The sequence below is a fragment of the Brachybacterium sp. p3-SID1565 genome, assembly GCF_025143785.1.
GTDB lineage: Bacteria > Actinomycetota > Actinomycetes > Actinomycetales > Dermabacteraceae > Brachybacterium > Brachybacterium epidermidis.
In genome coordinates this window covers 13051-30069 of the sequence record NZ_JAMBDS010000039.1, presented here as the reverse complement: position 1 = coordinate 30069, position 17019 = coordinate 13051, and the positions used below count along the sequence as shown (strand labels likewise).

Here is a 17019-nt window from a genome sequence, read left to right as displayed (position 1 = left end):
CTAGAGGTTGTTCGGCTACGGAACTCGGTGGAATTCCGGTTCAACGTGTGATCAGCACACTCGATCGTTGATCCGAGATCGCCCCGGTCGCCTCGTCATCAAGGGTCGGGCCAGTGTCGTTTCGAAGGGTGGTCGCCTTCGGCGAACGTGCTGCACGCGCTCCTCTCATCGCTGGTGTCAGGGGAGGTGGCCGCCCATGTCACCCATCATCGTGCGTGGTCTCGATGAGCACGTGAAGCAACAGCTCTCAGCCCAGGCGAAGGAGCACGGGCGGTCCATGGAGGCCGAGGTTCGCGACATCCTGACGAAGGCCGCCCGACGGCCGCACATCGGCATGGCTCTGCTGTCAGTGGCAAGGGATGTTGGTGGGGTCGATGAGCTGCCGATTCCGACGCGTGATGACGTCGCAAGTGCGTCGAACTCGTGGGCCCGTGGAATGCGGACGCGTGAAGCGTCATTCGATCGAGGTCCTCGTCCACCAAGAGCTCCCTGAGGCCGATCTGCGTGAGCTTCGACAGGTCTTCGAAAGTGAATATCTCAAGGGGTTCGGAGAGTCGGATCCGCAACAGCCCTACGGCTACGCACCACATGATGTCCACATCATGGCGCGAATCGAAGGTCGCGTCGTCGGCCATGTGGGATGGGCGCCCGCGAGAGTGACAGGGGCGCCGCGAGGGTACAAGCTCTCGAAGCAGGCCTCGATGCGGCCATCAGCGACCGGCGGGCGCGGATCCTCCGCGCCGAAATGAAGTACTTGGGAGTCGAACCTTCACCAGTCATCGACAACGCGAAGGTGGTGACCCCGTCTGCTCGTCCGCGGTCGCTTCGGTGAACTGTGGAGCAGGTTCACTAGGATTGAGCTATGAGTACGTTCGCATCACCTGCTGGATGGACGCGCCGGTCTGTCCTCGGGGGGTTGCTGACGGTCCCGGTCGCCGGGCTGGTGAACGGGTGCGCACCAACCAGTACGAACGAGCACGGAGGTTCGGACGGGCGAATCGCCCTTGTGTACCGCGGCCCCGCCGGGTGCGCAGGATGCTCGGAGATTCTTGCAGAGCGGCTGTCCCGACCACCGCTTGGCCTGGACGTTGCGTTTATCGGCCCACACGAACAGGTCCCTCTCGAAGCGAGTGCCCTATCTGGAGCCACCCTCTACGCTCAGCCAGGCGGTGGGGACGACATCAGTGGTGCGGCCCAGAGTTTTCCTTCGGATTTCATCCGCGGGCTACGTGACTATATTGCTGCCGGTGGAAGCTACCTCGGAATCTGCATGGGCGCATATCTCGCCGGGAGCGAGGGCTTCAGTTTGCTTGATTATTCCGTTGAGGGGGAGGTAAACGTTCCCGGCTTCCCTGTGGAAGACAGCAGCGATCAAGTGGTGGCAGTCGCGTGGGGTGAGACCTTGCGGTGGACGTACTTTCAAGAGGGTGCGCGGTTGCCAGCAGATGGTGCGGAGGAGTATGCGCACTATGAAACAGGCGATCTCGCCGCCGCGTATTATCGGTGCGGCGATGGAAATGTGGGCTTGATTGGCCCTCATCCGGAGGCAGACGTGACCTGGTTAGAGGACGCCGATCTCGTCGATCCCGACGGCGACGACTGGCAATACGCGCTGCCGCTCGTCAAGCGGATTCTCAGTTGATCGCTGGGAAGGCCACGTGCGGCGCATCTGCCGAGATCAAGCTACTGGAGGTGGCATGACCAACCGCACGGTGCTACGCCCTGACGGTGTCTCGATCGCGGTCACTGACCTCGGTGGCGATGGCCCCGTCGTCGTACTGCTGCACGGTCTCGCGGGGAGCTCGCGTGAGCTTCTGCCCACGGCGCAAGCGTTACCAGGATATCGGGTGCTGCTCGTGGACCAGCGGGGGCACGGTGCGAGCACACGGCTTCCCAATGACGTGTCGCGCGATGCCTTCGTCGGAGACGTCGTCGCAGTGCTCGAGGAGCTCGTTCCTGGGCAGCGCGCGGTGCTCGTCGGGCAGTCGATGGGAGCCCATACGGCGTTCCTCGTCGCGGTGGCGCGGCCAGACCTGGTCAAAGGGCTCGTGATGCTGGAGGGGCATGTGAAGGGCAGCGATGATCCGGGCGAGGCCGCACAGCTCGGCAGGTATTTCGCGTCGTGGCCAGTGCCGTTCGAGGACGAGGCCGCGGCGAGAGAGTTCCTCGGCGGGGACGCGATCGTCGATGCCTGGGTGGCAGACTTCGAACTGGCGGATCATGGCCTCGTGCCGCGCTTCGACGCCGCCGTCATGCAGCGCGTGATCGAGGCGGTGCACGAGCCTCGCTGGGACGAGTGGCAGGCTCTGACGGTCCCGACGCTCGCGGTGTTCGCGAAGCATGGAATGTTCAGCAACGATGATCGGGACGCATTGATCCGGCGCAGGCCCCAGACAGACAGGATTGATCTTGATGGCGGTAGCCATGACGCGCACCTCGACGCCTTCGATATGTGGATCGACGCGCTCAGTCGCTGGCTGGCCCGCGAGCGAATCAACGGGACGCACGCCAGTGGGCGCTGATGGTGCGCCGTGCCGGAACGTCATGACCAACTACACCTAGAGCGCCATGTCGACGTGCTGCCAGGCGCAGTACCCCGGAAGCATGTCTGAGACCGTCATGGCACCCGAGAAGCTCGCGCTGCGCGAGCTCCTCGCTGCGCGTTGTGAGGAGTTCCAGGTGCTCTGTACCGGTACGGCGCGACCAACCCGAAGCTGTTCGGGTCCGTTGCGCGGGGCACCGCGTCTGCCGGATCGGACATCGACATCCTCGTCGAGATGGATCCCGCCGAGGGGAATCTCCTGATGCGTGCGTCCGGTCTGCTCGAGGAGACCCGCGCGCTGTTCGGGTGCGATGACATCGGCGTGTCCCCTCTCCAACTGCTCAAGCGTCCGGTCTCGGCCTCAGTGCTCCCGAGGCGGTGCGTGGGTGCGTTGCTACCGGCTGACGGCGCGGATCGAAAGGGTGTTCGGCTACGGAACGTGGTGGAGTTCCGCTTCGACGTCTGACCCGCACTATTGACACTTCCCATAAGTGGAAGATATCTTCTAGTTCTGTGAAGGTTCCCGGCTCGCAGTTGACTCCATTCGTACGCTCCGATGCGGTCGGGGCAATCCTTGCGGAGTCCCTGGGGCATCCCGACCGGGAGTTCTCACTGGCTGAGCTCGGTCGACGCACCGGCGTCAGCGGCCCCGTGGTTCATCGTGAGGTGGGGCGCCTCGTGGAGAGCGGCATCCTTCGTGACCGTCATGAGGGGCGCAATCGACTTGTGCGAGCCGATGTCGGGCACCCGCTGTTCAGGCCCATGCGCGAGATCATCGACGCCACCTATGGTCCCGTGCCCCTCCTCCGCGAACAGTTCGACGGCGTGGAGGGGGTTGAGCGCGTGCTGATCTACGGCTCCTGGGCCGCCCGGCGAGCCGGCGAGGCGGGCCTGTTCCCGAACGATATCGATGTCCTGGTCCTGGGTTCTGCCCCGCGCCGGGTGCTGACGGCAGTCGCTTCTGAAGCCGGCAAGCGACTCGACGTACCGGTGAACGTCACCAGACTGTCCGTCGACGAATGGGAGGCTGACGACCCGACGCCGTTCGTGTCGACGTTGCGCTCACGACCCACCCTCGACGTGATGACTGGGGACCTTCATGTCTGACGTCATCACCCGGATGCTCGCGAACCGCCAGCTGGAGAGGGTCGCGGTGAATCGGGATCATGCGCTGGCAGTGATCGAGATGGCGAAGCAACACGTGCGCACCGCTGAGGCGCTGGTCGGCTCTGATGACCAGGCCATGGCGTTCACGGCAGCCTACGACGCTGCGCGCAAGGCACTTGTCGCCGTTCTGGCCGCGCAGGGGCTGCGGGTGCGCCCGGTGGGCGGGGCTCATCGGAACACGGGAGTGGCTGCCGCCGAGTTCATCGAGGATGCCGCTCTCGAGGAGTTCGACTGGATGCGCCAGGTGCGCAACGCGACGGAGTATCCCAGTGATGATCATCCGACGGCGAGCCTCCAGGACGTCAGGGAGGCGATCAGCGCCGCATCAGCGATCGTCGTCGCATGCGAGGTGCATCTTGGCTGAGTCGGTTCTCCGAGCCTGCAGCTCCGGCGCTGAGGACGCCCCGGCTCCCTTCATGGAGGGCGGGGCGTCCTCGTCTGCGATCACAGGTATGGCTGCGTGATCAGCTCCAGGTAGTGCCCTGAGCGATCGAGCAGGTACACGCCGCGCCCGCCGTGCTCGTGGTTGATCTCGCCGGCGCGCGTGCGCTGAGGATCCGCCCAGTGCTCGCGTCCGCTCGCCGTGATCTGCGTGTATGCCCAATCGAAATGGGCATGGTCGAGCAGGTAGGCGTAGTGCTGCGGCGGGAAGTCGATCGGTGGGGCCGCGAACTGGAGCAGTACTCCGTCGGCGATCTGCACGTTGACGTACGAGCCCCAGGAGGGGGCTTCCTCTACCTTGAGAAGCTCGCGATAGAACCGGGCCATCTCAGCCGGATTCGACGAGGCGATGGTCGGGTGGTTGAAGTGCGCTGTCCTGGTTCTCCTTGTCGTGTGGTGAGCGAAGCTGGATTCACTCACGCAAGGAGGGGCGCGGATCAGGGAACGACCAGATAGCCGATCCGGGAGCAGCCACGAGGGACCTGGCTGGCCATCATCGTGACCAGCGTAGCGGGTCACCGGGTGCGGTCGCGTGCACACTCCGTACGTCTCGAAGAGGTTGTTCGGTTACGGAACGCGGCGGAGTTCCGCTTCAACATCTAGAGCGCCATGTCGACGTGCTGCCAGGTCCAGTGCCCCGGAAGCATGTCTGAGACCGTCATGGCACCCGAGAAGCTCGCGCTGCGCGAGCTCCTCGCTGCGCGTCGTGACGAGTTCCAGGTGCTCTGTACCGGTACAGCGCGGCCAACCCGAAGCTGTTCGGGTCCGTCGCGAGGGGCGCCGCGTCTGCCTGATCGGACATCGACATCCTCGTCGAGATGGACCCCGCCGAGGGGAATCTCCTGATGCGTGCGTCCGGTCTGCTCGAGGAGACCCGCGCGCTGTTCGGGCGCGATGACATCGACGTGCTTCCTGCCCAACTGCTCCAGCGCCCGGTCTTCGCCTCTGAAGCGGTGCTCAGATCGAATCGCGCCCCGGCCTGCGCCGCTGCTGCTTGGTGAGCGCTCGCTGACGCTTCGCCTCCAGCCTTCTTTGCTGCGATCCTCGCGTCGGCCGGGTGGCGCGGCGCGTGACCGGCGGGATCAGCGCCTCACGCAGGAGCCCCGCCAAGCGCTCCCGAGCGGCACCACGATTGCGGTGCTGGGAGCGGTGCTCCGCGGCGCTGATCGTCAGTACCGTGCCGTTCAGCCTGGTGGCCAAGCGGCTCAGCACCCGCTCCCGCTGCGGTTCGGTCAGCGCGGTCGTAGTGGCGAGGTCCAGGCTCAGCTGCACCCGGGAATCCGCGGTGTTCACCCCCTGGCCGCCGGGGCCGGAGGCGTGGGAGAACTGCTCGACGAGCTCCCCGGCCGGGATGCGCAGCCCGCGGGGCGCACCGGGGCCCGCGGGCACGCACAGATCCTCCACGGCTCCAGTGTGCCCCACGGCGGCCCGGGCCCAGGCGGGCAGTTCCTGCCGGTGACCAAAGCCTTGTGAGGACATCGTGGCCCCTGCCTGCGCTTCGAACACGACACGGCCGCGCCCTCAGGGGGAGGGATGCACCGCTTCCGCACCGTGGGACGGATGCTGTTCGGCTCCGTGTTCTGCTCCGGCGGCATCATGCACCTGGTCGCAGGCAGAGCCGCCCCCAAGGGCTACGCGGCATTCGGGGGCGCCGCGATGTGGCCATGGTTCGCAGATCTGTGGGATAGCGTCGTCATGCCTCGTACCGGGGGTTGACCCTGCTGCTGGCGGCGCGTGACACGGCGATGGGCATTGGGCTGCTGCTCGGTGGGAGCTGTGCGCCGGTGGCCAGCCCGGCCATGCATCGGCGTGCTCGTGCCCCACTGACCTGATGGAGGGATACCCATGGACACTCAGCGGACCATCCCGTTCGAGAGGGTCAGTGACGCCATCGAGCGGGACCTGGCCGGGACCGATGTGGCCGTCGTCGCCGAGGCGCTCGAGCCGTTGAGCACCTCCCAGGTGGTGCAGCTGCTGGAGCGCCTGGATCCCCGGCGCATGGCCCTGGCCTACCGTCTGCTGCCCAAGCAGCGTGCCGTTGCCGTGTTCGAGCGGCTGGATGCGGCCGTGCAGGGGGACCTGGTCGGGGCGCTCCAGGACGAGGACGTCGCCGCCGTGTTCGGCCAGATGGAGCCCGACGACCGGGCCGTCCTGCTGGACGAGCTGCCCGCCTCCGTCGCCAGCCGGCTGATGCAGGGACTGCCGCGCGGAGAACGCGAGCTCACGGCCGTCGTCCTTGGCTACCCGGAGCGCTCCATCGGCAGGCGGATGAGCCCAGAGGTGGTGTCCCTGCAGGCTGATTCCACCGCCTCGCAGGCGATGGAGCGGATCCGTACGCGCCTCGTGGATGCCGAGACCGTGTACACCCTGCCCGTGGTGGACCAGGGGAGGTGCCTGGTGGGCATCGCGGATCTGCGGGACCTGATGGCCGCCGACGATCAGGCGCCGATCAGCGAGCTGATGGCCGAGCCGCTCTCGGTGACGGCGACCGAGAGCGCGGAGGGCGCGGCGCGCCTCTGCGCCGACATGCGTCTGCTGGCCCTGCCCGTCGTCGATGCCGAGTCCCGCCTGGTGGGCATCCTCACCGTTGACGACGCCCTTGCCATCCTGGAGGAGGCGGACTCCGAGGACCAGGCCCGCATCTCCGGATCCGAGCCCCTGCGCCGCCCGTACCTGGCCACCCCGGTGCGCTCCATCGTCCGCTCCCGGGTGGTGTGGCTGCTGGTGCTGGCCATCGGAGCCACGCTCACCGTCCAGGTGCTGGAGGTCTTCGAGGACACCCTTGCGCAGATGGTGGTGCTGTCCGTGTTCGTCCCGCTGCTGATCGGCACCGGCGGCAACACTGGCAACCAGGCCGCCACCACCGTCACCCGTGCCCTCGCACTCGGCGACGTCCGACCCCGGGACGTCCTCAGGGTCGCGCTGCGGGAGGTCCGCGTCGGCATCACCCTCGGCGTGCTGCTGGGCGTGCTCGGATTCCTGGTGGCCTCCGCGTTCTACGGGATGCAGATCGGAGCGGTCATCGGCCTGACCCTGCTGAACATCTGCACCCTGGCCGCGACCCTGGGCGGGGTGATGCCCCTGATCGGGAGACTGCTGAAGGTGGATCCGGCCGTGTTCGCCAACCCCTTCATCACCACCATCGTCGATGCGACCGGCCTGATCATCTACTTCCTCATCGCCCGCGCGGTGCTGGGGCTGTGACCCTTCGGCCCGGACGCCGCTCCGCCGCGGGCTCAGGCCGGTGACGCAGTGCCGTAGCTGCCGGTCTCGTCCCGCAGGCGCGGCTCGACCCGCAGCTCCGGGCGCACCCCGGCCTTGTCGGCGTAGAACGCGCGGATCCGGTCCATGTCCGCAGCGACGTCCCCGGTCAGCTCGAGGGTGGGGCCCAGGCCGGTGGTCTTCGTGGGCAGGTCCACGTACCCCAGGGTCACCGGCATCCCGGTCTCCATCGCGATCCGGTAGAACCCCGACTTCCAGTGGCCCGTCTTGTTCGAGCGGGTCCCATCCGGGGTGATGACCAGACCGAACACCTCGCCCGCGCGGACGCGCCGCACCACCTCGTCGATGATCCCGCGGGGGTTCGAGCGGTCCACCGGGATCCCACCCACGGCCCGGAAGAATGGCGCCGCCCAGCCCGTGAACAGGGTGTGCTTGCCCAGCCAGCGCACATCGATGCCGAGCTGCCAGGCGATCCCCAGCATGTACACGAAGTCCCAGTTCGAGGTGTGCGGGGCGCCGATCAGGATCGTGGGTCGCTGCGGGGCGGGCTCGGTGACCAGCGTCCAGCGGCTGAATGCCCAGAACGTGCGGGCGATGAGGCGTCTGAGCATGGGGTCACCGTAGCCCCTCCCTGTCCTACCGGAGCAAACGGAGGGGCGACCGAGCTGTCAGGACCCGTCGCTGGTGGGCCACGCGTTCGCCCGGCAGCCCCGCAGGCCTTTGCTCTGCTGCATCATCACCGGCGCGGCCAGGCCCTCACCGCCGCAGGACTCGTGGCCGTGGCCTAGGAAGTGCCCCACCTCATGGTTGACCATGTACGCCCGGTACTCGGCGACATCGTCATAGGTGGGGGTCATGTGCACCCAGCGGTCGGAGTTCAGCGCCACCTCCGCGCCGATCCGGCAGCTCCAGATGCCGTGGGTCTGCGCCGGCAGGCACAGCTCGTCCACGGTGGGCGGTGAGGCCAAGGAAATCGTGAACTCCGCCTGCTCGGGATCGGCCACCTGCTCGAAGCTCACATCGTGCACGGACGCCCAGCCGCGTTCGTCGGCGAGGATCGCGGCCACGTCCTGGGCCGCCTCCTCCGGGGCGATGCCGATGCCTCCCTCGACGCGCAGGGCGTAGCGGTGCACGGTCCCGGCCGGTTCCCCCGCCGGTGCTACCGGCTGGGGCACGGTCCAGGTGCCGTCGCCCTCGGTGTCCGAACGGACGATGCCGCTGCGGGTGGTGCGCAGGCCGGGCCCAGGTTCCGCGGCCTCCTCGTCATCGGTCAGCTCCGGATCTGTCTCCGGTGTGGGTGTTTCCTCCGCGCCACCGGCGTCGGAGGGACCGCCGCCGTCGGAAGGCGCGGTGCTCGTCGTCGGGGCACCGCCGGTGGTGGACGAGCCGGCGGGATCACTTCCGTCACTGATGGCGCGGATGCCGAGAACCAGAGCGATCGCCACGGCGATCACCGCGGCCAGCACCAGGATGCCGCGCGCGAGACGACCGCGCCGGGTCAGGATCAGCCTGGCCGGACGCGTCGGAGCAGAGGGCATGGCTGCATCGTAGTGCTGATCAGGGCTGTCAGAGGGTGCGCAACGGGACATCGCCGGATGGCGGCAGCGGCTCAGCTGAGCTTGAGGGCTGATCAGCCTCGGGCCTCTGAGCTCTCAGCTGCTGACACCCAAGGCGGAGCCGATCGTCGCGTCGTCCTCCAGCACCTCCAGCATGCAGGCGGCCAGATCGGCGCGCGGGATCGTACCGCGCAGCGTGCCGGGCTCGGAGGTCTCCAGCGTCTGCCAGGAGCCGGTGGCCGGCTTATCGGTGAGCCCGGAGGGCCGCACGATCGTCCAGTCCAGGCCGGAGGCCATCACCGCCGCCTCCTGCTCCTCGTGATCGGCCAGGGGCTTGGCCAGCACCAGCTTCATAGGCAGGCGCAGCGCCAGCGGCATCTGCTGGGCCGACTCACCGGCACCGAGCGAGGACTGCACCAGCAGGCGCCTCACGCCCACCTGCTTCATCTGCTCGATGACGGTGCGGGTGACCGCCGCTCGATTGTGTGCGACGCCCTTGGCGCCGCCGACGGTCACCACCACGGCGCCGGCCCCGGTGACCGCCAGGCGTGCGACGGCCGGGTCGGAAGCGCTTCCGAGCACGCGATCCGCGCCCTCGGGGACGGTGCCGCTGCGAGTGACGACGGTGACCACGTGACCGGCCTCGATGGCGAGCGCGGCCAGCTGGGTGCCGGTGCCCTTGGCTCCTCCGACGATGGTGATCTGCATGGTGACCCCTTCCTCTGATGGGCCCTGTGGCCCGGTCCGGGTGCGATGTCGGCCCGGGAGCTCCACGCTAACCTGTGCAGATGAGCGCCATCGCCTGGTCCCGAGGCCACTGGACCACCGAGCCCGCCGCCGTCACCGAGGACGGGGAGGACCTGCTGATCACCGCCGTGGAGGGCTCCGATGCTTGGCGAATCACCTCCTACGGCTTCGTGCACGACTCCGAGCACGCCCTGCTGGTGCCGGGGTCGTGAGCGAGGACGGCGCGGCGGATCTGCAGCTGGTGCGGGTGATCCCGCTGGCTCCCGAGTGCGAGGTGGAGGCGGGGCCGCTGGTGTGTGCGCCCAGCAGGCCCGGTCTCACCGTCACCTTCCACGCCTGGCGACTGGTGGAGGCTGACGCCTCCCTGCATTGACGGTGCCGCCTCGCCGACGCCGGCCCCTCCTCACGCGCGACGCAGCATCCCCATCACCTCGTCCAGCATCGTCTCGGTGAGACGACCGGTGAACGTGTTCTGCTGGCTCACGTGGTAGCAGCCGATCAGACGCACCGTCCGGCCGTCCGGCATGCCCAGCGAGGCCTGGGCGCCGTGGCCGAACCTCGGGGCGGGCCGGGGCACCGTCCAGCCCAGGCGGCGGGCAGTGCGCAGGGTCTCGGTCCAGGCGATCCCGCCGAGCGCCAGGATTGATTCCAGGTGAGGGGAGAGCAGCTGGATCTCACGGTCCAGCCATGGTGCGCACGTGGCCTTCTCGGTGGTGGTGGGGAGGTTCTGCGGGGGAGCGCAGTGCACCGGCGCGGTGATCCGCACCCCGGTCAGTTCGAGCCCGTCGGCCGCGTGGCTCGAGGTGGGCTGGTTCGCGAGACCGGCGCGGTGCAGCGCCGCGTACAGCCAGTCGCCGCTGCGGTCCCCTGTGAAGATCCGGCCGGTGCGGTTGGCACCGTGTGCAGCCGGGGCCAGTCCCACGATCAGGGCGTGCGCCTGCGGATCGCCCCAGCCCGGCGCGGGCCGACCCCAGTAGGGCTGATCCGTATAGGCCGCGCGCTTCTGACCTGCGACCTGTTCCCGCCACTGGACCAGACGCGGGCAGGCCCGGCACACGGACACCAGCGCGTCCAGCTCGTCGAGAGCGCGGGCCCGCGCTGCAAGGCGAGCCACCTGCGCGGGCGTCGTCGCGCGGATGGTGTCGGAGGGCGCTGGGTCACCCGGCCACCCGCTGCCCGGCGGTACCGGGGAGGGGTGCGGAACGCCGGTCCCGGGGTGCGGCAGCAACTGGTCCATACCAGCAGGGTGTCACGTCGGACCTGCAGGGTGTCACGTCGGACCTGCAGGGTGTCACGCTGGCGGCGGTGCCGCGCGCCGCAGCGGGGTTTGACAGACGACCGGCCTCAGCGCCCTTGCGCACCTCAGCAGCGGGGGTTGCGCGAGCCGCGGGCGTTGCGCGGGTGGTTGCGGGCTCGGCGCCCCGACCCCGGGTGGTGAGCCGGGGCGCCGACCGTGGGGTCAGGAACGGGTGGGGTACTTCCCCTCCGCCTCGATGCGCTGGTTCAGCTCTCTCAGGTACTCATCGGCAGGGAAGTCCACCAGGTCGATCTCGCGACCGGTCCATGCCGACAGCTGCATGCCGGAGGCCAGGCGCACGCCATTGATGCCCTCGGCACCATCGGCGATCAGGGCAGTGCCGTCGTTGATGTGCGCGGCGAAGTTGGTGAGCACGTCCACGTGCTGGGCGCCCCACACCGACTCGTACTCCTTCACCTCGGTGCTGAGCAGGTCTGCGGTGTTCATCTCGCCCTTGAACAGGCGGCCCACATCGGCCACGGACATGCTGTCGCTGATGCTGCGCTCGTCCTGCGTCAGGCGGGTGATGGTCACCTTCGTCGAGGCGTCCACCACGATCTTGCCCGCGTCGAACAGCATCTCCAGTCGGTCGGTGCCGGCGATGTCGCTGGTGGAGGTCAGGAAATGACCGGTCGCCCCGTCGCCGAAGTCCACCAGGGCGTTGACCTCGTCCTCGGTGGCGATGTCCCGCTGGAAGCCGAAGGCCAGCTTCGCGAACACCTTCTGCGGGGTGCCGGCCAGCCACTGCCACAGGTCCAACTGGTGGGGGGCCTGGTTCACCAGCACGCCACCGCCCTCGCCACCCCAAGTGGCGCGCCACTCCGACTGGTCGTAGTAGGCCTGGGGGCGCCACCACGTGGTGATGATCCAGGAGGTGTGGCGCAGCCGGCCCAGCTCACCGGAATCGATGAGGGCCTTCAGGTCCGTGTACACCGGGTTGGTGCGCTGATTGAACATGATCGCGAAGGTGGTCTCCGGGTGCGCCGCGGCGAACTCGTTCATCTGCTCGACCTGCTTCGTGTACACGCCGGCCGGCTTCTCCGTCAGGGTGTGGATGCCCTTGCCGATGGCCGCGATGGTCATCTCGGGGTGCAGGTAGTGCGGGACCGTGGTCACCACGGCATCCACATCCCCGGAATCCAGCATCGCGATGTAGTCGTCGTAGAAGGCCACCCCGGGGTGCTGCTCCTCGGCCAGCTGCTTCTTGGCGGGATCGATGTCGCAGATCGCGCCGAGGGACATGCCCTCGACCCTCCCCTCGGCGATGAATCCGGCGTACACGCCGCCCTGGGCACCGAACCCGATGATCCCGAGTCGCACGTTCTTGTCGGTCATGGTGTCTCCTTCGTCGGTTGTGACCCTGGGATCGGTGGTCAGTCGACCTTCAGCTCGCCCATCGGGCCCCAGCCGTCGCCCTCCACCTGGTGGGAGACGATCTGCGGGGTGGCCGAGAGGTACTGCGGGAACTCCTCCTGCATGGCCTTGAAGTGATCGGACTGGACGTGCGGGGCGGCACCCTCGTCGGTGAACGCCTCGATCAGCACGTAGGTGTTGGGGTCTTTCACGCTGCGGGACCACTCGAACCACTTGTTGCCCGGCTCGGCGAGGGTCTTCTCGGTGAACTCTCGGGAGATCTCCGGCCACTTCTCCGCGTACTCGGGCTTCACCGGGAACTTCACGTTGATCAGGATCATCGCCTGGTCCTCTCTCATCGGCAGGGGTGGGTCGGTGCCACCATCCTGCCTGCTGCCCACCGGCCGGGGGAAGTCCGGTTCTCGGCACGCAAGAACAGCTGCCCAGCGGAACGGGAGCGGGCGACGACGGGCGGGGTGTCATCCCTGCTTCATGCCGAAGGCCCCCGCATCTCCACCGAAGTGGGCGGGATGCGGGGGCCGCGGCTGCTGCCGGTGATCGTGCGGTCACCGGTCCTGCGGGGATCGCAGAACCCGCGGACCGGTGGCGATCAGTGGATCAGTACAGGTTCAGGAACGTCTGGAGCACCTCGACGGTGTCCTCGTCGATGTCCTCGGAACCGTTCTGGGCGGCGCCGATCTCGTGCTGGAGGCCGGCCACGGTCTTCGGGCCGATCACGCCGTCCTGGTCGGTCTTGGCCCAGGCCTGGAGCGCCAGGGTGGTCTCCTCGTTCATCTCACCGGTCTGCTCCACGCCCAGCCAGTCCTGCAGGGCGGTGATGGTCTTGGGGCCCATCTTGCCGTCCACCTTGAGGGTGCCGGCGACCTTCAGATCAGGAGCACCGGCCGGTGCCGTCTGCTCCGGCGTCGTGGGAGCCTGCTGAGGCGCCTGCTGCTTCTTCTCGGGCTTCTGGGGTGCCTGCTCGGTCTCCTTGGTGAAGCCGTTCTCGGTGCAGTTGTCCGGGATGCCGTCACCATCGCAGCTCCAGTCGCCCTGCCGCTCGCGGGCAGGCTCGCTCTTTCGGGAGGAACCGGAGTCCCTGCGCTCGCTGCGGCTGCTCGAGGCGCCGGAGTCCCCACGGCTCTCCTGCTGGTCGGAGTCCTCGCGGGAGTCCTGGTCGCCGGAGTCCTGCTCCGGAGCCGGGGCACCGCTGGTGTCGGAGCCGCCGCTGAGGTGCACGCCGCAGGTGGGCCACGCACCCGGGCCCTGCATCGACAGCAGCACCTCGGCCGTGGCGATCTGCTGGGACTTGGAGGCAAGATCCGCGCGAGGCGCGTACTGGGTGCCGCCGGCGGCCTCCCAGGAGGACTGGGAGAACTGCAGCCCGCCGTAGTAGCCGTTGCCGGTGTTGATGCTCCAGTCGCCGCCGGACTCGCAGGCTGCGACGTCGTCCCAGCCGGAGGCCGCGTTCGCGGCGGTGCCAGTGGCGAGCATGCCGGTCGCGACGAGTGCGCCGCCCGCCAGGGTGGTGGCGGTGCGGGCCATGCCGCGCCGCAGCAGGGTGGTCTTGGTGGTCTTCGCGTGTGTGGACATGTGAAGCCGTCCTCTCGCGTTGCTCGGGTGTGTGGACGTCGGCCACCGTAGTGATCCCCCGCCCCCGGTGATCAAGGCCTTCCGGGGTGCCTGACGGAGATTTGACCTGGACGTGCCGCTGCTGGGAAGAAATCCGTATCCGCGTCGGTGGGAACGAGCCCGCCGTGACCAGTGCTCTTGACCGGTCCTCGCGCTGCGGTGCCCGCCGGTGTGACATGGTGCGCATCCGGGTCGCGCATCTCACGGGCGGCCGCCCCCCGCCGCCGCAGGCGAATCTCCTGCCCGCCTGCCGGGGCGGCCGGCCCACCTGGCGTAGCCTCAGATCATGGGCATCGACGATGATCTCGACCCCGGGGAGGGCACCGCTCTGAACCCCCAGGAGCTGCTGGGGCTGGACGAGCTGCTGGAGCAGTCGCAGCGCGGCAGCGAGGCCGACGACCTGCGCGAACTGCGCGCCTTCCTCACCCGACTGCCGATGCTCGGTCCCTACAACGCCGCTCTCGTGCAGCTGCAGCGTCCCGGCGCCCACTACGTGGCCTCCCGCAGCGTGTGGGCCCGCGAGTTCCACCGCCGCGTGCTGCCCGGGGCCAGGCCCCTCATCATCCTGCGGCCCTTCGGGCCGGTGGACCTGGTGTACGACATCGCCGACACCGACGGACAGCCCGTCCCGGAGGGCGCCCTCGCCCCCTTCCGCATCGACGGTCCGATCACCGAGGAGGGCCTGACCGCGTTCACCTCCCTGCTGCCCAAGGCCGGTGTCCTCTACCGAGAGGAGGCCGTCGGCTCGCAGCTCGCCGGGACCGTCGAGCCGATCGATCCGCCGCTCACGCGCGAGGGCGCCCGCCGCTCCGTCCCCCTGCGGCACGCCGTGGTGGTCAGCTCCCAGCTGGACCCCACGGCCCGCCTGGTGACGGCGTTCCACGAACTCGGGCACGTGTTCGCCAGGCATCTCGAGCACCGCACGGAGTCCACGGTGCGGCCCGGCAGGCCATTGGACCTGCACAGCCGCGAGTTCGAGGCGGAGATCGTGGCCTGGCTGCTCGCCGCGCGGCTCGGCATCGACTCACCCGCCGGGGAGTACCTGGCGGGCTATGTGGAGGCCGACGGCACCGTGCCGCCCTTCTCCCTGCAGGCAGTGGTCTCGGCCGCCGGCAGGATCGAGTCGATGGCCGGAGGGCTCGCCCAGCTGGCTCGGCTGCTGCGCACCGGACAGACCATCACGGACTCCCCGGCCCACGGCCCGCACCAGGAGGAGCTGGACCTCGGCGCGTGGGCATGACCCCGCCGGTAATCGAGGAGACACCCACCATCACCAGCGCGGCCGGCACCGCCGAACAGGACGGCGAGCATCAGCCCTTCGATCAGTGCAGCCGCCGGTCCCCGGGCAGGAGGATGCGCAACCAGTGGTGGCCGTACGCCCCCACCTCCAGGGCGAGCTTGCCTCCCTTGGTGACCTCGTACCGGTCACTGCTGAACAGGTCCAGCACCCCGGTGCCCTCCTCGACGTCCTCGAGCGTCACCGTGATGGAGGTGGCCTCGGGAGAGAGGTTGTGCACCAGCACGGAGCTCGCGTTGCCGCCGCCGAAGGGACTCCAGGTGCAGCGGTGGGCCAGAACGGAGGGTGCCTCGTGGTCGAGGACCTCGGCATCGCCCATGCCCACCTCGGGGCACTCACGGTAGCGGCGGGCCAGCAGGCTCACGAACGACAGCAGCGAGTCGGGGTCGGAGCGCTGGTCCTCGGCATTGACGTGCTCGGGACCGTACCCGCCCCCGGTCAGGGGCGCGACCAGCCGCGAAGGGGCCACGGTGGAGAAGCCGCCGTTCTTGCCACTGGTCCACTGCATGGGGGAGCGCACCGCGAGCCGACCGGGGATCTCGAGGTTCTCGCCCATCCCGATCTCCTCGCCGTAGAACAGAACGGGCGTGCCCGGAAGGGCGAACAGCAGTGAGTAGACCATGCGCATCGCCCGCGGGTCCCCGTCCACCATCGGGGGCAGTCGACGCCGCAGCCCGCGGTCGTACAGCTGCATGTCCTCCTCGGGCCCGAAGGCGTCGAACACTTCCTGCCGCTCCTGGTCGCTGAGCTTGTCCAGGGTGAGCTCGTCGTGGTTGCGCACGAAGTTCGCGAACTGGTTGTTGCTGGCAAGCTGCGGGCGGCGCTTCAGGGTGCGCGCCATCTCCGTGGCGTCCTGTCGGGCCAGGGACAGATACATCCGCTGCATCAGCTCGAAGTCGAACATCATGCTGAGTTCATCGCCGTTCTCGCCGCCGAAGAACTCCATCTGGTCGGGGTACTCCAGGTTGACCTCGCCCAGCAGCATGGCATCGCCCCGTCGGCGCTTCATGAAGGAGGTCAGCTCGCGCAGGTAGTCGTGGGGGTCGGAGTAGACGTCGGTCCACTCCTGCGGGATGCCGCGCTCCTGGATGAAGAACGGCACCGCGTCCACCCGGAATCCGTCCATGCCCAGCTGCATCCAGAAGCCGACGATCTTGGCGATCTCCTCCTGCACGGCCGGGTTGGCGATGTTGAGGTCGGGCTGCTCGGAGTAGAAGTTGTGCAGGTAGTACTGGCCGGTCCTCTCATCGAGGGTCCACAGCGAGTTCTCCGCATCGGGGAACACCACATCCTCGGAGGTGTCCTCGGGCGGATGGTCGCGCCACACGTAGTAGTCGCGGTAGGGGCTGCTCTTCGAGGATCGCGCCTTCACGAACCAGGGATGCTTGTGGGAGGTGTGATTGACCACCAGGTCCATGATGACCCGCATCCCGCGATCCTTCGCCGTGCGGATCAGCTCCACGATGTCGCCGTGATCCCCCAGACGGGGATCCACGCCGTAGTAGTCCGTGATGTCGTAGCCGTCGTCGCGGCCCTCGGTGGGCATGAACGGCATCAGCCACAGGCAGGTGACGCCGAGCTCGGCCAGGTAGTCGATGCGCTGGCACAGGCCGTCGATGTCACCGGTGCCGTCGTCGTTCGCATCGAAGTACTTCTCGATGTCCAGGCAGTAGACGACGGCGGTCTTCCACCAGTTGTCAGCGGTCTCGGTCTTCAGCATGATCGCTCCTCAGGTCGTGACGGGGGCTGGTGGATCGGAGGGGAC

Annotated in this window: 18 protein-coding genes and 1 pseudogene; 9 read left to right on the top strand and 10 right to left on the bottom strand. The window is 68.3% G+C overall.

The features are described 5' to 3' along the window. The first annotated feature begins 196 nt into the window (after positions 1-196). The 6 genes from M4D54_RS13870 to M4D54_RS10020 all read left to right on the top strand — a co-directional run bounded on the left by M4D54_RS13870 (position 197) and on the right by M4D54_RS10020 (position 4073). A complete protein-coding gene (locus tag M4D54_RS13870; RefSeq protein WP_396121486.1) occupies positions 197-493 on the top strand; it encodes a FitA-like ribbon-helix-helix domain-containing protein in 297 nt (98 codons plus the stop codon). Positions 494-862: 369 nt separating this feature from the next. Next, positions 863-1642 (top strand): BPL-N domain-containing protein, encoded by a 780-nt coding sequence (locus tag M4D54_RS13820; protein WP_311199698.1) that lies wholly within the window; start codon positions 863-865, stop codon positions 1640-1642. A 55-nt stretch (positions 1643-1697) separates the two neighbouring features. Further along, positions 1698-2522: an alpha/beta fold hydrolase gene (locus M4D54_RS10030; protein WP_259891213.1), complete on the top strand. Its 825-nt coding sequence runs from the start codon at positions 1698-1700 to the stop codon at positions 2520-2522. 162 nt (positions 2523-2684) lie between these two features. Further along, positions 2685-3008 carry a nucleotidyltransferase family protein gene (locus M4D54_RS13865; RefSeq protein ID WP_396121487.1) on the top strand — a complete coding sequence of 108 codons (324 nt, stop codon included), beginning with the start codon at positions 2685-2687 and terminating at the stop codon, positions 3006-3008. Between the two features lie 296 nt (positions 3009-3304). Then, a complete protein-coding gene (locus M4D54_RS10025) occupies positions 3305-3649 on the top strand; it encodes a hypothetical protein (RefSeq protein ID WP_193864526.1) in 345 nt (114 codons plus the stop codon). Beyond that, positions 3642-4073 (top strand): HEPN domain-containing protein, encoded by a 432-nt coding sequence (locus tag M4D54_RS10020; protein WP_193864528.1) that lies wholly within the window; start codon positions 3642-3644, stop codon positions 4071-4073. Before M4D54_RS10025 ends, M4D54_RS10020 begins: the two co-directional genes overlap by 8 nt. A gap of 80 nt (positions 4074-4153) precedes the next feature. Here the strand turns inward: M4D54_RS10020 and M4D54_RS10015 are convergent, their stop codons facing one another. Beyond that, complete coding sequence (locus M4D54_RS10015; protein WP_259891212.1) at positions 4154-4570, bottom strand: VOC family protein; 417 nt, start codon at positions 4568-4570, stop codon at positions 4154-4156. 537 nt (positions 4571-5107) lie between these two features. Beyond that, on the bottom strand, positions 5108-5554 hold the full coding sequence (arfB, locus tag M4D54_RS10010; RefSeq protein ID WP_259891211.1) for an alternative ribosome rescue aminoacyl-tRNA hydrolase ArfB: 447 nt from the start codon (positions 5552-5554) through the stop codon (positions 5108-5110). A 441-nt stretch (positions 5555-5995) separates the two neighbouring features. Here arfB and mgtE point away from each other — a divergent pair, with 441 nt between their 5' ends. After that, a complete protein-coding gene (gene mgtE, locus M4D54_RS10005) occupies positions 5996-7354 on the top strand; it encodes a magnesium transporter (protein WP_259891210.1) in 1359 nt (452 codons plus the stop codon). A 32-nt stretch (positions 7355-7386) separates the two neighbouring features. Here mgtE and M4D54_RS10000 read toward each other — a convergent pair whose 3' ends face one another. The 3 genes from M4D54_RS10000 to M4D54_RS09990 all read right to left on the bottom strand — a co-directional run bounded on the left by M4D54_RS10000 (position 7387) and on the right by M4D54_RS09990 (position 9636). Next, positions 7387-7983 (bottom strand): 1-acyl-sn-glycerol-3-phosphate acyltransferase, encoded by a 597-nt coding sequence (locus M4D54_RS10000; RefSeq protein ID WP_259891201.1) that lies wholly within the window; start codon positions 7981-7983, stop codon positions 7387-7389. 57 nt (positions 7984-8040) lie between these two features. After that, positions 8041-8910 (bottom strand): DUF3152 domain-containing protein, encoded by an 870-nt coding sequence (locus M4D54_RS09995; RefSeq protein ID WP_259891199.1) that lies wholly within the window; start codon positions 8908-8910, stop codon positions 8041-8043. 114 nt (positions 8911-9024) lie between these two features. Then, the gene (locus M4D54_RS09990) at positions 9025-9636 is read right to left on the bottom strand and encodes an NAD(P)-dependent oxidoreductase (protein ID WP_259891197.1); all 612 of its coding nucleotides are present in this window, start codon (positions 9634-9636) and stop codon (positions 9025-9027) included. A gap of 80 nt (positions 9637-9716) precedes the next feature. On the opposite strand from M4D54_RS09990, the pseudogene M4D54_RS09985 reads away from it, so the two are divergent. Continuing rightward, positions 9717-10048, top strand: a pseudogene (locus tag M4D54_RS09985) (DUF1349 domain-containing protein). 30 nt (positions 10049-10078) lie between these two features. Here M4D54_RS09985 and M4D54_RS09980 read toward each other — a convergent pair. From M4D54_RS09980 to M4D54_RS09965, 4 genes are all read right to left on the bottom strand, one after another. Beyond that, positions 10079-10912: a uracil-DNA glycosylase gene (locus M4D54_RS09980; RefSeq protein WP_259891195.1), complete on the bottom strand. Its 834-nt coding sequence runs from the start codon at positions 10910-10912 to the stop codon at positions 10079-10081. Positions 10913-11134: 222 nt separating this feature from the next. After that, a complete protein-coding gene (locus tag M4D54_RS09975; protein WP_259891193.1) occupies positions 11135-12307 on the bottom strand; it encodes a Gfo/Idh/MocA family protein in 1173 nt (390 codons plus the stop codon). 38 nt (positions 12308-12345) lie between these two features. Continuing rightward, positions 12346-12666 carry a putative quinol monooxygenase gene (locus tag M4D54_RS09970; protein WP_193864540.1) on the bottom strand — a complete coding sequence of 107 codons (321 nt, stop codon included), beginning with the start codon at positions 12664-12666 and terminating at the stop codon, positions 12346-12348. A gap of 277 nt (positions 12667-12943) precedes the next feature. Beyond that, positions 12944-13918 (bottom strand): transglycosylase family protein, encoded by a 975-nt coding sequence (locus tag M4D54_RS09965; protein WP_193864541.1) that lies wholly within the window; start codon positions 13916-13918, stop codon positions 12944-12946. Positions 13919-14243: 325 nt separating this feature from the next. Between M4D54_RS09965 and M4D54_RS09960 the strand changes: the two genes are divergently transcribed. Beyond that, on the top strand, positions 14244-15197 hold the full coding sequence (locus M4D54_RS09960; RefSeq protein WP_193864542.1) for an ImmA/IrrE family metallo-endopeptidase: 954 nt from the start codon (positions 14244-14246) through the stop codon (positions 15195-15197). Between the two features lie 82 nt (positions 15198-15279). On the opposite strand, the gene M4D54_RS09955 is transcribed toward M4D54_RS09960, so the two are convergent. Next, entirely contained in the window at positions 15280-16974 is a 1695-nt protein-coding gene (locus M4D54_RS09955; RefSeq protein WP_193864544.1) for an alpha-amylase family protein, read from the bottom strand. Positions 16975-17019 lie beyond the last annotated feature (45 nt).

What these genes read in the sequence shown, in the direction of transcription:
- M4D54_RS10020 (WP_193864528.1), top strand. Translation starts at nt 3,642, where the DNA reads ATGTCTGACGTCATCACCCGGATGCTCGCGAACCGCCAGCTGGAGAGG.
- M4D54_RS09970 (WP_193864540.1), bottom strand. Translation starts at nt 12,666, where the DNA reads ATGATCCTGATCAACGTGAAGTTCCCGGTGAAGCCCGAGTACGCGGAG.
- M4D54_RS10000 (WP_259891201.1), bottom strand. Translation starts at nt 7,983, where the DNA reads ATGCTCAGACGCCTCATCGCCCGCACGTTCTGGGCATTCAGCCGCTGG.
- M4D54_RS09965 (WP_193864541.1), bottom strand. Translation starts at nt 13,918, where the DNA reads ATGTCCACACACGCGAAGACCACCAAGACCACCCTGCTGCGGCGCGGC.
- M4D54_RS09960 (WP_193864542.1), top strand. Translation starts at nt 14,244, where the DNA reads ATGGGCATCGACGATGATCTCGACCCCGGGGAGGGCACCGCTCTGAAC.
- M4D54_RS13820 (WP_311199698.1), top strand. Translation starts at nt 863, where the DNA reads ATGAGTACGTTCGCATCACCTGCTGGATGGACGCGCCGGTCTGTCCTC.
- M4D54_RS10030 (WP_259891213.1), top strand. Translation starts at nt 1,698, where the DNA reads ATGACCAACCGCACGGTGCTACGCCCTGACGGTGTCTCGATCGCGGTC.
- mgtE (WP_259891210.1), top strand. Translation starts at nt 5,996, where the DNA reads ATGGACACTCAGCGGACCATCCCGTTCGAGAGGGTCAGTGACGCCATC.
- M4D54_RS09975 (WP_259891193.1), bottom strand. Translation starts at nt 12,307, where the DNA reads ATGACCGACAAGAACGTGCGACTCGGGATCATCGGGTTCGGTGCCCAG.
- M4D54_RS09980 (WP_259891195.1), bottom strand. Translation starts at nt 10,912, where the DNA reads ATGGACCAGTTGCTGCCGCACCCCGGGACCGGCGTTCCGCACCCCTCC.
- M4D54_RS10025 (WP_193864526.1), top strand. Translation starts at nt 3,305, where the DNA reads ATGCGCGAGATCATCGACGCCACCTATGGTCCCGTGCCCCTCCTCCGC.
- M4D54_RS09955 (WP_193864544.1), bottom strand. Translation starts at nt 16,974, where the DNA reads ATGCTGAAGACCGAGACCGCTGACAACTGGTGGAAGACCGCCGTCGTC.
- M4D54_RS09995 (WP_259891199.1), bottom strand. Translation starts at nt 8,910, where the DNA reads ATGCCCTCTGCTCCGACGCGTCCGGCCAGGCTGATCCTGACCCGGCGC.
- M4D54_RS13870 (WP_396121486.1), top strand. Translation starts at nt 197, where the DNA reads ATGTCACCCATCATCGTGCGTGGTCTCGATGAGCACGTGAAGCAACAG.
- M4D54_RS09990 (WP_259891197.1), bottom strand. Translation starts at nt 9,636, where the DNA reads ATGCAGATCACCATCGTCGGAGGAGCCAAGGGCACCGGCACCCAGCTG.